The 14,224-nt window shown below is 61.5% G+C and carries 12 protein-coding genes; 5 read left to right on the top strand and 7 right to left on the bottom strand.

What is annotated here, in order from left to right; all coding sequences use genetic code 11:
* Positions 1–16 precede the first annotated feature (16 nt).
* Positions 17–1,396, bottom strand: a complete 1,380-nt coding sequence (locus KCG87_RS01815) for a hypothetical protein (RefSeq protein WP_134784938.1) — start codon at positions 1,394–1,396, stop codon at positions 17–19.
* Between the two features lie 128 nt (positions 1,397–1,524).
* On the opposite strand from KCG87_RS01815, the gene KCG87_RS01810 reads away from it, so the two are divergent.
* The 3 genes from KCG87_RS01810 to KCG87_RS01800 all read left to right on the top strand — a co-directional run bounded on the left by KCG87_RS01810 (position 1,525) and on the right by KCG87_RS01800 (position 4,969).
* On the top strand, positions 1,525–2,424 hold the full coding sequence (locus tag KCG87_RS01810) for a LysR family transcriptional regulator (protein ID WP_134784937.1): 900 nt from the start codon (positions 1,525–1,527) through the stop codon (positions 2,422–2,424).
* Between the two features lie 86 nt (positions 2,425–2,510).
* Positions 2,511–4,406, top strand: a complete 1,896-nt coding sequence (locus tag KCG87_RS01805; protein WP_134784936.1) for an FTR1 family protein — start codon at positions 2,511–2,513, stop codon at positions 4,404–4,406.
* A 107-nt stretch (positions 4,407–4,513) separates the two neighbouring features.
* The gene (locus KCG87_RS01800; protein ID WP_098966204.1) at positions 4,514–4,969 is read left to right on the top strand and encodes a YaiI/YqxD family protein; all 456 of its coding nucleotides are present in this window, start codon (positions 4,514–4,516) and stop codon (positions 4,967–4,969) included.
* Between the two features lie 130 nt (positions 4,970–5,099).
* Here KCG87_RS01800 and elbB read toward each other — a convergent pair whose 3' ends face one another.
* The gene (elbB, locus tag KCG87_RS01795; RefSeq protein WP_210556355.1) at positions 5,100–5,768 is read right to left on the bottom strand and encodes an isoprenoid biosynthesis glyoxalase ElbB; all 669 of its coding nucleotides are present in this window, start codon (positions 5,766–5,768) and stop codon (positions 5,100–5,102) included.
* Between the two features lie 279 nt (positions 5,769–6,047).
* Entirely contained in the window at positions 6,048–6,698 is a 651-nt protein-coding gene (locus KCG87_RS01790) for a DedA family protein (RefSeq protein ID WP_027610469.1), read from the bottom strand.
* 207 nt (positions 6,699–6,905) lie between these two features.
* Between KCG87_RS01790 and hemB the strand changes: the two genes are divergently transcribed.
* Together hemB and ppk1 are read left to right on the top strand one after the other, a co-directional pair.
* Entirely contained in the window at positions 6,906–7,919 is a 1,014-nt protein-coding gene (gene hemB, locus KCG87_RS01785) for a porphobilinogen synthase (RefSeq protein ID WP_210556357.1), read from the top strand.
* An 18-nt stretch (positions 7,920–7,937) separates the two neighbouring features.
* Complete coding sequence (gene ppk1 / locus KCG87_RS01780) at positions 7,938–10,163, top strand: polyphosphate kinase 1 (protein WP_041072035.1); 2,226 nt, start codon at positions 7,938–7,940, stop codon at positions 10,161–10,163.
* 263 nt (positions 10,164–10,426) lie between these two features.
* Here ppk1 and ppx read toward each other — a convergent pair whose 3' ends face one another.
* The 4 genes from ppx to KCG87_RS01760 all read right to left on the bottom strand — a co-directional run bounded on the left by ppx (position 10,427) and on the right by KCG87_RS01760 (position 14,203).
* Complete coding sequence (gene ppx, locus KCG87_RS01775; RefSeq protein WP_134784933.1) at positions 10,427–11,929, bottom strand: exopolyphosphatase; 1,503 nt, start codon at positions 11,927–11,929, stop codon at positions 10,427–10,429.
* A 234-nt stretch (positions 11,930–12,163) separates the two neighbouring features.
* Complete coding sequence (locus tag KCG87_RS01770; RefSeq protein WP_210556358.1) at positions 12,164–12,901, bottom strand: amino acid ABC transporter ATP-binding protein; 738 nt, start codon at positions 12,899–12,901, stop codon at positions 12,164–12,166.
* A complete protein-coding gene (locus KCG87_RS01765) occupies positions 12,888–13,538 on the bottom strand; it encodes an amino acid ABC transporter permease (RefSeq protein ID WP_007968438.1) in 651 nt (216 codons plus the stop codon). The genes KCG87_RS01770 and KCG87_RS01765 overlap by 14 nt, the downstream gene beginning before the upstream one ends.
* A complete protein-coding gene (locus KCG87_RS01760; protein ID WP_202369147.1) occupies positions 13,535–14,203 on the bottom strand; it encodes an amino acid ABC transporter permease in 669 nt (222 codons plus the stop codon). The genes KCG87_RS01765 and KCG87_RS01760 overlap by 4 nt, the downstream gene beginning before the upstream one ends.
* Positions 14,204–14,224: the final 21 nt, after the last annotated feature.

Raw genomic sequence — 14,224 nt, 5'->3', positions numbered from 1 at the left:
ATCTGACACCTTTCGTTCATGGCGTTTCGGGCAGGACCAATGCCGATCCGATGTAATAGTTCTGGCCCATGAATACCCGCAGGTTGAACACTTGATGGCTGCGGTCGACGCGTACCGTGAACCCGTCTTCTGCACGAAAATACGGAAAACGCACGCGGTGCAGGCCTTTTTTCAGGCGCAGACGGGCGACCAGGGTTTTGTCCGGCAGCGTGCGCCAGGTTCTAGTGTCAGCCTCTTCAAAAGGATCAGGATCGGTCACCACCAACGACGCCTTGGACGGATCGCGCTCGTTCTTTTGCGCCTGGCTGATGGCGGCCATGTTGGCGCGGAACATGGCGCGAGAGATGATCGCCGGCATGTCATCGCGCAAGGTGCGGATGGCCATGTCCGACACGCTGTTAATCATGGTCAATGGGTGCTTTTTACCGTCGACGAGGATCTGGGTCACGCCAGGTGTGAGGGTGTCGGGCACCATCACCGGGAACGAGATCGGTGCAACAATCGTCAGGTTTTCGTTCAGCCGCACCGGGATCGGCACTTGCACCGAACTGCGTGCCGGGGCGAAACCGGCCTGGACCACGATCAGAATCTCGCTTTCATCGGCTGCCGGTCCGGGTTTGTCCAGGTTGCGCAAAGCGTTTTCGAGCAGCGGCACGCCCGGGCGCAATTCGATCGCCTGTCGATACCCCGGCGCTGCGAGCGCGCGTTCGCCCAGCGCTTCATAAGTGAAGCCGGCCAGATAATGGCTGAATGCACTCTGGTAGCCGTTCTTCAGCTCAAGCACTTGCGGGGCATCGAGGATGGCCACCGGATAGCCTTCCAGATCCTTGTAGTGCAGGGTGATGCCCTGTTGCGTAGCTTGCTCTTGCGCTTCTTCGTATTGCCGCTCCCGCTGGCGGGCGATAAGGGTTTCGCGCTCGTGGGTTTTCTTGATGTCGGCGCGGGCCCCGTCGAAATCGTTTTCCGCCAGTTGGTTGAGGGCCATTTCGGTGGTCAGCATGACTTTTTCGTAGTCGTAGCCTTCGTAACGCTGCAGCTTGTCATTGACCAGCATGGTGCCCATTTCATTACCGAAACGGGTCAGCAACTTCATGCCTGCGGAGGGCACGGCTTCTTCGCGCTGAAAAATCATCCGGTCAGCACTGCGCCACGCTTCCTGGCTTTTTGGCAGGTTGGTGCCGGCGCTGAGGATCGCGCCGCGTTCCATGAAATACAGCAGATCCTTGTCTTCCCAAGGATTGTGCAGCTCCATCAGATAAAGCGCTTCGTTGAGATTGCCCTGCGCCATCTGATCGATGGTCTGCTGCATTTCCTGATCGTAATTGCGGTAAGCGGCGCACCCACTCAGTTGCATGATGAGGCTAAGCAGCAGGTAGAGCGGCAGGCAATGGCGCATGGAGACGGGTTCTTCCTTGAACGGCAAAAGCACGGAGGTGACGCATTATAGGGGCGCTTTGCTGCTGCCGGGTGGACAAGGATTGCGCTAGGCTTGCGCGCTCAGCGCTCAACAGATCCGGGGCTTTAATGAATCAACTGCAAGCCATGCGCGCGTTTCGTTGCATCGTCGAGTGTCGCGGGTTCAGCGCCGCTGCCGAGCGCCTCGACACCACTCACTCGACCATCTCCCGGCAGTTGCAGCAGCTGGAACGCGAGCTGGGCACGCGGCTGATCAACCGCAACACCCGAGGTTTCAGCCTGACCACGGCGGGGCAGCAGTATTACGCGGCGTGCGTGGACATTCTCGATCGCCTCGATCAAGCCGCACTGGCGGTGGGGCAGGCACATGAAAGCCCCAGCGGTGTGCTGCGCATCAGTGCACCGATGGTGATCGGTACGCTGGAACTGGCGAGCTGGTTGCCGGCGTTTCAGCAGCGCTATCCCGAGATTGAAGTGGACCTGTCATGCGATGACCGTTTCGTCGATCTGATCGCCGAGGGTTTCGATGTGGCCCTGCGCATCTGCGGGCCGTTGGCCGATTCATCCATGGTGGCGCGGTTGCTGACTGTCTCGGACATGTTGCTGGTGGCTTCGCCTGTGTATGTGGCGCGCAATGGTTTGGTGCGACAGGTGCGCGAACTCGCCGAGCAGCAGTTGCTGGCGTTTGCCGGTGGCAGCGACTGGGTGCTGACCGATACGCGTGGACTCACCACCAGCGTGCGCGTGCAGGGCCGGTTCAAGGCCGATTCGATCAGTTCGCTGCACGCCGCCGCGTTGGCTGGGGTTGGCATCGCCGCGTTCACCCGGGCCACAGTGCAGGACGATCTGCTCAGCGGTCGGCTGGTGCAAATCCTGCCCAACTACAGCCTTGGGCGGCGCCACTATTACGCGCTCTATCCGCATGCCCGGCACGTCGCACTAAAGGTGCAAGTGTTCGTCGAATTCATGCTTGAGCACTACCGCAACACCGCCGCAGCGCTGCGTTAAAACGCCACGAGACGTCGACAAAGCTTGAGTGAAAGGCGTTCGAAGTGAACAATATGTAACTTCGCATTTCCATTTGAGACTCATTCATGACTGCCGCGTCCCGATTCCTGGCCTGGCTGGTGTTCCCGCTGTTTGCCCTGAGCAGTTTCAACCTGCTGGCCGACACCGTGGAAGGCGCCCCGCAGGCGCTGCACCTGCTCGATTACATCAGCGCCGACTATCCGCCGACGGTCGAGGCGGGCAAGGTCGTCGACGACGGCGAATACCGCGAGCAACTGGAATTCACCCAGGTGCTGCAAGGGCTGATCGGCGATCTGCCGGCCAAACCGGAGAAGGCTGAGCTGGAGCAGGGTGTCGAGGCTCTGCACGCCGCCATCACCGCGAAACAGGACGGCGCTGAAGTCGCGCGTCAGGCCCGACAACTGGGGGCGAAACTGGCGGTGGCGTATGAAGTCAGCCAAGCGCCGATCATCACTCCCGATCCGACCCGGGGCGCGGCGCTGTACGCGCAGAACTGCTCGGTATGCCACGGTGAAACCGGCGCCGGTGACGGCCCGGCGGGGCTCGGCATGACGCCGCCGCCAGCCAATCTGCGCGATGCCGCACGCATCGATCACCTGAGCCTGTACGCGATCTACAGCACCCTCGGCCAAGGCGTCGAAGGCACTGACATGCCGGCGTTCGCCGATCAACTGGACGACCGTCAGCGTTGGGATCTGGCGACCTACATTGCCGGTTTCAGTGCCGACCCGGCTGCGGCCAAGTCCGACAAGAACTTCAACATCGCTGATCTGGCGCGCCAGACGCCGGCCGAAGTGCAGGCCGCCGAAGGCCCGCAGGTCGCCGCAAGCTTCCGTGCCCAACGCGCGCAGCCGCCGCAGGTCAAGCGTGGCCCGGCGCAGTTGCTCGATTACACTGCCGCCACGCTGGACAAGAGCCTGGCGGCGTATCGCGCCGGTGAACACGATCAGGCTTACGACCTGTCGGTGGCGGCGTATCTGGAAGGTTTCGAGCTGGTCGAAAGCTCGCTGGACAACGTTGATGCCAACGTGCGCAAGGACACCGAAAAATCGCTGATGGCCTACCGTCAATCGTTGCAGGACGGCTTGCCGGTGGCGCAGGCCGAACAGCGTCTGGACGTAGCCAAGGGCAAGTTGAAAGAGTCCGCCGAACTGCTCGGCAGCGATGGTCTGAGCTGGTCGCTGAGCTTTATCTCCGGCCTGCTGATTCTGCTGCGCGAAGGCCTCGAAGCGATTCTGGTGCTGGCGGCGATCCTCGCGTTCCTGCGCAACACCGGCCAGCAGTCGGCAGTGCGCAGCGTCAACATCGGTTGGGGCCTGGCGCTGCTCGCCGGTCTTGGCACCTGGGCGCTGGCGGCGTATGTGATCGACGTCAGCGGCTCGCAGCGTGAACTGCTCGAAGGCGCCACGGCGCTGTTCGCCAGCGTCATGGTGCTGTGGCTCGGTGTGTGGATGCACGACCGGCGCCACGCCGCGGCCTGGCAGGATTACATCAAGCAGAGTCTGGTCGGCGGCGGCGGGCGCTTTGGTTTTGCGATCCTCGCGTTCTTCTCGGTGTACCGCGAGTTGTTCGAAGTGATCCTGTTCTACGAAACCCTGTGGCTGCAGGCCGGCCCCGCCGGGCATGACGCGGTGCTGGCCGGTGGTGCGACCGCACTGGTGCTGTTGATCGGTCTGGCCTGGGTGATCCTGCGCGGTTCGGCGAAACTGCCGCTGGCGCTGTTCTTCAGCATCAACGCCGGTCTGCTCTGTGCCTTGTCGGTGGTGTTCGCCGGGCATGGCGTGAAAGCGCTGCAGGAAGCCGGGATCTTCGGCACGCGACCGGTGGCGTTCTTTGAATTCGACTGGCTGGGGATTCACGCCGACGCCTATTCGCTGACGGCTCAGGCCGTGGCGATTCTGGCGATTGTTGTGCTGTACGGACGGAGTCGGATCGCGGAGAAGAAGCGGGTCACTGCTTAACACATTCGCTGCGCTCACATTCGCGGGCAAGCCAAGCTCCCACAGGTTTAGCGTTAACCTTGTGGGAGCGGGCTTGCCCGCGATGCTTTTTTGAAGAGGAAAAAATCATGCGTGTATGGATCGATGCCGACGCTTGCCCCCGGGCCGCCAAGGATCTGGTGGTGAAGTTCGCCCTCAAGCGCCAGTTCGAAGTGGTGCTGGTGGCCGGGCAGCCGCAGACCAAGCCGGGGCTGGCCATCGTCAAACTGATCGTGGTGCCCAGCGGTCCGGATGCGGCGGACGATTATCTGGTCGAGCACGCGGTGCCTGGTGAACTGGTGATCTGCAGCGATATCCCGCTGGCCGATCGTCTGGTGAAGAAGGGCGTGGCGGCGCTGGACCCGCGCGGCAAGGAGTTCGATGCGCAGAACATGGGCGAGCGGCTGGCGGTGCGCAACCTGTTCACCGACCTGCGTGAGCAGGGCCAGATCAGCGGCGGCCCGGCACCGTTCGGCGAGCGTGAGAAGCAGGCGTTTGCCAATGCGCTGGACCGCATCCTCACCCGCCTGACCCGCAAACCTTGAAATAATCACCATTCCCCTGTGGGAGCGGGCTTGCTCGCGAAGGCGTCGAATCAGACAACATTGATTTGAATGACACACCGCTTTCGCGAGCAAGCCCGCTCCCACATTTCGCTCTGCATGCAGTCAGAGATCAAACATCGTTTTCGTGGGTGAGTTCGAGCACCCGGTCCACCAGTTTGTTGATCCCCGAAGCCGCCTCACTGATGTTCTGCGCCAGCATGTAAGCCGGGGTCGTCACCAGTTTGCGTGCCTTGTCTTCGATGATGTCGGTCACCGCGCAGTCTTCATGGCTGGCGCCCATCTTGTTCATCGCGGTCGCGGTGTCGGCATCGTTGCCGATGGTGCAGGTCACGCCCGGGCCGTAGATCTTCGCTGCCAGCGCCGGCGAGATGCACATCAGGCCCACCGGTTTGCCCGCTTCGGCAAATGCTTCCGCCAAGGCCAGCACCTCAGGCTGTACTGCGCAACCGGCGCCTTCAACGGCGAAATTCGAGAGGTTTTTCGCGGCGCCAAAACCGCCAGGTACGATCAGCGCGTCGAAGTCATCGACGTCGGCCTCGCGGATGTCCTTGATGTTGCCGCGGGCAATGCGCGCCGACTCCACCAGCACGTTGCGCGTTTCGGGCATTTCTTCACCGGTCAGGTGATTGATCACATGCAATTGCGCGATGTTCGGCGCGAAGCACTGTACCTGCGCCCCGCGTTGATCCAGGCGCAGCAGGGTGATGACACTCTCGTGGATCTCGGCGCCGTCGTACACACCACTGCCGGACAAGATCACTGCAACTTTTTTGCTCATGGGTTTCTCTCCAGATTCATGGCGCTAAATGTCCACTAATTTATCGCGCGTTGCCATAGGCTGAAGTGGCGGCGGCACCTGCATGGAGCGCTTTCTAAATGGATCGCAACAACGGCGGGGTGTTCATTATTTGCGGTTGCCTGCCTCGTGACGAGCAGGAGATTTTTGGCGTGAGAACACCGCTGGCGAACGGGAGTCCGCTGGCGCAGAGGGGATAAATGACTAAAAGAGCCGGCCAGCCCGGGCTTTGCGCAGGGCTGTGCGCCAGGCGTCAGCGCGTTATTCGGCTGGCGTCTTCGGTTCGGCAGGTTTGGCCACTTCGGCTTGATTCAGCAGTGCCGCTTTTGCTGCTTGCTCGTCGGCGTAAACCTGTTTTGCCAGTCGCGCATTCTTGAAGCGGCGACGCAGCCACAGACCAACGCCAAGAATCAGCAGCGCGCCGAGCACCCACAGCTCGTACTTCTTGATGCTGCCGAGCATGCCTTCGAGCACCGCGCCGAAGTGGTAGGCGGCGGCTGCCAGGGCGGTGGCCCAGATCGCTGCGCCGATACCGTTGAGCAACAGATAACGTCCCGGCGGATAACCCGACAGGCCGATCGCCACCGGCATCACCGTGCGCAGTCCGTAAACGAAGCGGAAGCTCAGAACCCAGATGTCCGGATGCTTGCGAATGTGTTCCAGCGCGCGGTCGCCCATCATCTGCCAGCGCGGTTTGCGTGCGAGCAATTTGCGCCCGTGCTTGCGCCCCAGGAAGTACCACAGCTGATCGCCGGCATAGCTGCCGAAGAACGCCACGACCACCACCAGGTTGATGTCCATGTATCCACGGAACGCGAGGAAGCCTGCGAGCACCAGGATGGTTTCGCCTTCGAAGAACGTGCCGAGGAACAAGGCAAAGTAGCCAAAGTCATGCAGAAATTGTTGGAGCATTGTCTGGGTGCTGGCGAAATGAACGCGCAGCCTAACCCTTCGGACACATTCATGAAAGTGTCGAAATGTGTCTCGACGTGAACAATTCCTACGCCAACAATGGAATGCGGCTACATGTCACGGGGTACGCACAACTGTAATCTGTTGGTCATAATGGCCGTCTATAACTGTCACGCTCGCCCGTTTGCGCGGGCTCAGGAGTCCGCCGTGAGCTTTACCCCTGCCAATCGTCTGTTTCCCGCCACTCGCCTGCGTCGCAATCGTCGTGATGATTTTTCGCGTCGGCTGGTGCGGGAAAACGTGCTGACGGTCGATGACCTGATTCTGCCGGTGTTCGTGCTTGAGGGTGAAAACCGTCGCGAGGCCGTGGCCTCGATGCCCGGTGTCGAACGTCTGAGCATCGACCTGCTGCTTGAAGAAGCGGCGCAATGGGTCGGGCTGGGGATCCCGGCGCTGGCGTTGTTCCCGGTCACGCCTGTCGAACTGAAATCCCTTGATGCTGCCGAAGCCTGGAACCCCGAGGGCATTGCCCAGCGCGCCACGCGCGCGTTGCGTGCGCGTTTCCCGGAATTGGGCGTGATCACTGACGTCGCCCTCGATCCGTTCACCACCCACGGGCAGGACGGCATTCTCGACGAAGAAGGCTACGTGCAGAACGACATCACCGTCGACGCACTGGTCAAACAGGCTTTGTCCCACGCCGAAGCCGGCGCTCAGGTCGTGGCGCCGTCGGACATGATGGACGGTCGGATTCAGGCGATCCGCGAGGCGCTGGAGCTGGCCGGTCACGTCAACGTGCGGATCATGGCCTACTCGGCCAAGTACGCCAGCGCCTATTACGGGCCGTTCCGCGATGCCGTGGGGTCGGCGGCGAATCTGGGCAAGGCCAACAAGGCCTCGTATCAGATGGACCCGGCCAACAGCGACGAAGCGCTGCACGAAGTCGGCGCGGACTTGTCTGAAGGCGCGGACATGGTCATGGTCAAACCCGGCATGCCGTACCTGGACATTCTTTTGCGGGTAAAAGATGCCTTCAAAGTGCCGACCTTCGTCTATCAGGTTAGCGGCGAATACGCCATGCACATGGCGGCGATCCAGAATGGCTGGTTGAGCGAGGCGGTAATTCTTGAATCACTGACCGCCTTTAAACGTGCCGGCGCTGATGGCATCCTGACTTACTTTGCTGTCCGCGCCGCTCAATTGTTACGAGAGCAGAAATAGCCCTCCCAGGAACATTCGATGAATACCGAAGGACTCACTGAAGTTGCAGTAAAAGAAGCTCAACCGGTGGTGGAGCAAATCACCGAAACCCCGCCGGAACTCGAGCCTGCGCCACCCGCGCCGGTTACCGAAGCCGTCGCGGCGGCGCCAGTGATTGCAATCCCGGGCCTGGATGACAGCAGCCTGTATATCCATCGCGAGCTCTCGCAACTGCAGTTCAACATCCGCGTGCTGGAACAGGCGCTGGACGAGTCCTATCCGTTGCTGGAGCGGCTGAAGTTCCTGCTGATCTTCTCCAGCAACCTCGACGAATTCTTTGAAATCCGCGTCGCCGGCCTGAAAAAGCAGATCACCTTCGCCCGGGAACAGGCCGGTGCCGACGGTTTGCAACCGCATCAGGCGCTGGCGCGGATCAGCGAGCTGGTGCACGGTCACGTTGACCGCCAGTACGCGATCCTCAACGACATCCTGCTGCCGGAGCTGGAAAAGCATCAGGTGCGCTTTATCCGTCGTCGTCACTGGACGACCAAGATCAAGACCTGGGTGCGCCGTTATTTCCGCGACGAGATCGCACCGATCATCACCCCGATCGGCCTCGACCCGACGCACCCGTTCCCGTTGCTGGTGAACAAGAGCCTGAACTTCATCGTCGAACTGGAAGGCATCGACGCCTTCGGTCGCGATTCCGGTCTGGCGATCATCCCGGCACCGCGCCTGCTGCCACGGATCATCAAGGTTCCGGAAGAAGTCGGCGGCCCGGGCGACAACTATGTGTTCCTGTCGTCGATGATCCACGCCCACGCCGATGACCTGTTCCAGGGCATGAAGGTGAAGGGTTGCTACCAGTTCCGCCTGACCCGAAACGCCGACCTGGCGCTCGACTCCGAAGACGTCGAAGACCTGGCGCGCGCCCTGCGTGGCGAGCTGTTCTCGCGGCGCTACGGTGATGCGGTGCGCCTGGAAGTCGCCGACACTTGCCCGAAACACCTCTCGGACTATCTGCTCAAGCAGTTCAACCTGAGCGAGACCGAGCTGTATCAGGTCAACGGCCCGGTCAACCTGACCCGGCTGTTCAGCATCACCGGTCTGGACAGCCACCCGGAGCTGCAATACACGCCGTTCACCCCGCAGATCCCTAAGCTGCTGCAGAACAGCGAGAACATTTTCAGCGTGGTGAGCAAGCAGGACATCCTGCTGCTGCACCCGTTCGAGTCGTTCACTCCGGTGGTCGACCTGCTGCGCCAGGCGGCGAAAGACCCGCATGTATTGGCCGTGCGCCAGACCCTGTACCGCTCCGGCGCCAACTCGGAAATCGTCGATGCGCTGGTAGACGCCGCGCGTAACGGCAAGGAAGTGACCGCGGTTATCGAACTGCGCGCTCGCTTCGACGAGGAGTCCAACCTGCAACTGGCCAGCCGTCTGCAAGCGGCCGGTGCGGTGGTGATTTACGGCGTGGTCGGCTTCAAGACCCACGCCAAGATGATGCTGATCCTGCGTCGCGAAGCCGGTGAAATCGTGCGTTACGCGCACCTCGGCACCGGTAACTATCACGCCGGCAATGCGCGTCTGTACACCGACTACAGCCTGCTGACCTCCGACGACGCCTTGTGCGAAGACGTCGGCAAATTGTTCAGCCAGTTGATCGGCATGGGTAAAACCCTGCGCATGAAGAAGCTGCTGCATGCGCCGTTCACTCTGAAGAAGGGCATGCTCGACATGATTGCCCGGGAAACCCAGTTCGCCGTCGAAGGCAAACCGGCGCACATCATCGCCAAGTTCAACTCGCTGACCGATCCGAAGATCATTCGTGCGCTGTACAAGGCCAGCCAGTCCGGCGTGCGCATTGATCTGGTGGTGCGTGGCATGTGCTGCCTGCGTCCGGGCATTGCCGGGGTTTCGCACAACATCCATGTGCGCTCGATCATCGGTCGCTTCCTTGAACACACCCGAGTGTTCTACTTCCTCAACGGCGGCGAGGAGCAGATGTTCCTCTCCAGCGCCGACTGGATGGAGCGCAACCTCGACAAGCGCGTCGAGACTTGCTTCCCGGTGGAAGGCAAGAAGCTGCTGACTCGCGTGAAGAAAGAGCTGGAGCTGTACCTGACCGACAACACCCACAGCTGGAGCCTGCAGTCGGATGGCCGTTACATCCGCAACACGCCAACCGGCAACCAGAACCCGCGCAGCGCGCAGGCGACCTTGCTGGAACGCCTGGGCAGCCCGATTCTGCCGGTGAGCAGCTAACAGCTTAAAAGCGCCCTCACCCTAACCCTCTCCCGGAGGGAGAGGGGACTGACCGAGTTGGATGTTCGAGGTACATCGACCTGAGATTTCGAGTCGAACTCAGGATTTGAAAGGCCCATAAATCGGCTCCCTTTCCCCCTCGCCCCCTTGGGGGAGAGGGCTGGGGTGAGGGGGATCGATCTCAAGCACCCCTTTTGAACCAAGCCAAACACCCAATAAAAAGGCGATCCCGAAGGATCGCCTTTTTTGTGCCTGCCCGTTACTCAATGCACGGTCAGAACAATCCCCACCCGCGTCAGCCACTCCGCCTCAAGCCCGAAATCCGCCTGAGTCAGCTGATTCTCATCCAGCCAGTTCTCCGGGAATTCCACGTCGAGATTGTTGCCTTTGGCATGCAGCGTCACTTGTGGCATCGCCTGGGTGCCACGGATGTGGTGGAACAGGATCGCGAAGCGCAGCAGCACGCACAGGCGGATCAGCTTGTCGCCGTCGTCACCGAACTCGGCGAACTTGTCCTTGGGGATGTTGCGGCGATGGCCGCGCACCAGCAGGGCGAGCATTTGCTGGTCTTCGCGGGAGAAACCGGCGAGGTCAGAGTGTTCGATCAGGTAGGCGCCGTGCTTGTGGTAGTGGTAGTGCGCGATGTCGAGGCCGACTTCGTGGACTTTCGCTGCCCAGCCGAGCAGTTCGCGCCAGATACCGTCATCCAGCTCCCAGTCCGCGGCGACCTGATCGAAGGCGTGCAGGGCTTTGCGTTCAACTCGCGCGGCTTGTTCCAGATCGACGTGATAGCGCTCCATCAGCGAAGTCAGGGTGCGTTCGCGCACGTCTTCGTGGTGATGGCGGCCGAGCAGGTCGTAGAGCACGCCTTCACGCAGTGCGCCTTCGCAATGATCCATGCGTTGCAGTTCGAGGGCGTCGAAGATCGCTTCGAGAATCGCCAGGCCAGCCGGGAAGATTGCCCGACGGTCAGGCTTGATGCCTTCGAAGTCGATCTTGTCGACGTCACCCAGTTTGAACAGACGACGCTTGAGCCAGGCCAGGCCTTCGGCATTCACTTCGCCGGTGCCATGCCCGCCGGCCTTCAGCGCCAGGCCGATGGCGCGGATGGTGCCCGAGGAGCCGATGGCTTCATCCCAGGTCAGGCGGTGCAGGGCGTGCTCGATGCTCATGATCTCCAGCCGCGCCGCGGTGTACGCCTGGGCGTAACGGGCCGGGGTGATCTTGCCGTCCTTGAAATAACGCTGAGTGAAGCTGACGCAGCCCATTTGCAGGCTTTCGCGCAGCAGCGGTTCAAAACGCTGCCCGATGATGAATTCAGTACTGCCGCCGCCGATGTCGGCCACCAGACGCTTGCCCGGGGTGTCGGCGAGGGTGTGCGAAACGCCCAGATAAATCAGCCGCGCTTCTTCACGGCCGGAGATGACTTCCACCGGGTGACCGAGGATTTCTTCGGCGCGGTGGATGAATTCCAGGCGATTGCGCGCTTCGCGCAGGGCGTTGGTGCCGACGATCCGCACGGCGCCCAGTGGCATGCCGTTGATCAGTTGGGCAAAGCGCTTGAGGCAGTCGAGGCCGCGCTGCATCGATTCTTCGTTGAGATGGCGCTCATCGTCGATACCGGCGGCGAGCTGCACTTTCTCTCCGAGGCGCTCCAGGATGCGGATTTCACCGTTCTGGGCCTTGGCCACGACCATGTGGAAGCTGTTGGAGCCCAGGTCGATTGCGGCGATCAGGGACAGATTCTTGGCTTTGGATTGCGGCATGGTCAGGGGGTCTCGGTCGATAACCCCGCCATCGTGCCACGATCAAACGCTGACGCCAACGCGCATGGCTCAAACCGTTGATCCTGCGCATAAAAGCTTGAGACCGCGGCGCGGCCATTCGCGAGCAGGCTCGCTCCCACAGGTTTTGCGGCGAGCACACCCTTGTGCTGCAGCAGAGAACCTTGTGGGAGCGAGCTTGCTCGCGAAGGCGTCCGCTCAGGCGCTGAAGCGTTATCAGGCTATCGCTTCAACGGTACCAATGAAATTCGCCAGCTCCGCCGTCTGCGGATTGGCAAACAACACCTTCGGATCCCCCACTTCATGCACCTTGCCATGGTGCATGAACACCAGTTTGTCACCGACTTCCCGGGCAAAGCGCATTTCGTGGGTGACCATGATCAGCGTCATGCCTTCCTTGGCCAGTTGGCGCACCACGGCGAGCACTTCATTGACCAGCTCCGGGTCCAGCGCCGAGGTGATCTCGTCGCACAGCAACACTTTCGGCGACATCGCCAGTGCCCGGGCAATCGCCACGCGCTGTTGCTGTCCGCCGGACAACCGATCCGGGAAGGCGTCGAACTTCTCCCCCAGCCCGACGCGTTCGAGCATCTTGCGCGCCAGTTCGGCCGCCTTGGCCTTCGGTACTTTCTGCACCACTTGCGGCGCGAGCATCACGTTTTCGCCGACGGTCAGGTGCGGGAACAGGTTGAACTGCTGGAACACCATGCCGACTTTCTGCCGCAGGCTGCGCAGGTCGGCGCGGGCGGCGTCGAGGTATTCGCCGTCGACTTCGATCACCCCGTCGTTGATCGATTCCAGGCCATTGAGGGTGCGCAGCAGGGTCGATTTGCCCGAGCCGCTGCGGCCGATGATCGCCACCACCTGGCCTTCCTCGACGCTCAGGTCGATGCCTTTGAGTACGTGGTGATCGCCGTAGTATTTATGCAGGGCGGAAATTCTAAGCAGAGGCATGCAGTCTCCTTTCCAGGTAGCGCGCACTGAGCGACAAGGGGTAGCAGAGCAGGAAGTAGCCGAGGGCAACGAGGCCGTAGACCATGAACGGTTCGAAGGTGGCGTTGGCGAGCATGCCGCCGGTCTTGGTCAGCTCGGTGAAACCGATGATCGAGGTCACCGCCGTGCCCTTGACCACCTGCACCGAGAAGCCCACGGTCGGCGCCACGGCGATGCGCAGCGCCTGCGGCAGGATCACGTAGCGCAACTGCTCCAGCGGATTCAGCGCCAGGCTCGACGAGGCTTCCCACTGGCCATTGGGGATCGCTTCGACGCAACCGCGCCAGATCTCCGCCAGATAGGCGCTGGTGAACAATGTCAGGGCAATCGCCGCCGCCATCCACGGCGAGATCTCGATTCCGGCCAGCGCCACGCCGAAGAACACCAGAAACAGCTGCATCAGCAGCGGTGTGCCCTGGAACAGCTCGATCCAGGTGCGGGCGATATTGCTCGGCAACGGGTTTTTCGAGATGCGCATCACCAGAATCAGCAGCCCGACGATCCCGCCTCCGATGAATGCCACCAGTGACAGCGCCAGCGTCCATTGCAGGCCGGTGAGCAGGTTGCGCAGGATGTCCCAGAAGGTGAAATCGCTCATCGGCTGCTCCTCGCGATATAGCGGCGGCCGATCCAGTTCAGCAACTGGCGGATCAGCAGCGCCATGCACAGGTAGATCAGCGTGGTCAGCGCATAGGTTTCAAAGGCGCGGAAGTTGCGCGACTGAATGAAGTTGGCGGCGAAGCTCAGCTCCTCGGTGGCGATCTGCGAACACACCGCCGAACCGAGCATGACGATGATGATCTGGCTGCTCAGGGCCGGCCAGACCTTGCCCAGCGCCGGCAGCAGGACCACATGGCGGAACGCTTCGAAACGGCTCATCGCCAGTGCGGCAGCGGCTTCCAGTTGTCCGCGCGGAATCGCCTGGATGCCGGCGCGGATGATCTCGGTCGAATACGCGCCGAGGTTGATCACCATCGCCAGCACCGCCGCCTGCCACTCGGAAATCTGCACCCCGAGGGATGGCAGGCCGAAGAAGATGAAGAACAGTTGCACCAGAAATGGCGTGTTGCGGATCAACTCGACGTAGACGCCGAAGAGTGCCGAGAACGGGCGGATGTTCCACGCCCGCACCAGCGCGCCGACGATGCCCACGCCGACCCCGAACAGCGCGCCAATCGCCGTCAGCTCCAGGGTGAACAGCGCGCCGCGCAGCAGCAGGTCGGTGTTTTGCACCACCGGCATGAAATCGAACTGATAAGCCATCGATTGTCTCCCGCGCGACCG

The organism is Pseudomonas sp. MWU347 (genome assembly GCF_017947305.1).
GTDB lineage: Bacteria > Pseudomonadota > Gammaproteobacteria > Pseudomonadales > Pseudomonadaceae > Aquipseudomonas > Aquipseudomonas putida_A.
This window is presented reverse-complemented; position numbering and strand designations above follow the sequence as displayed.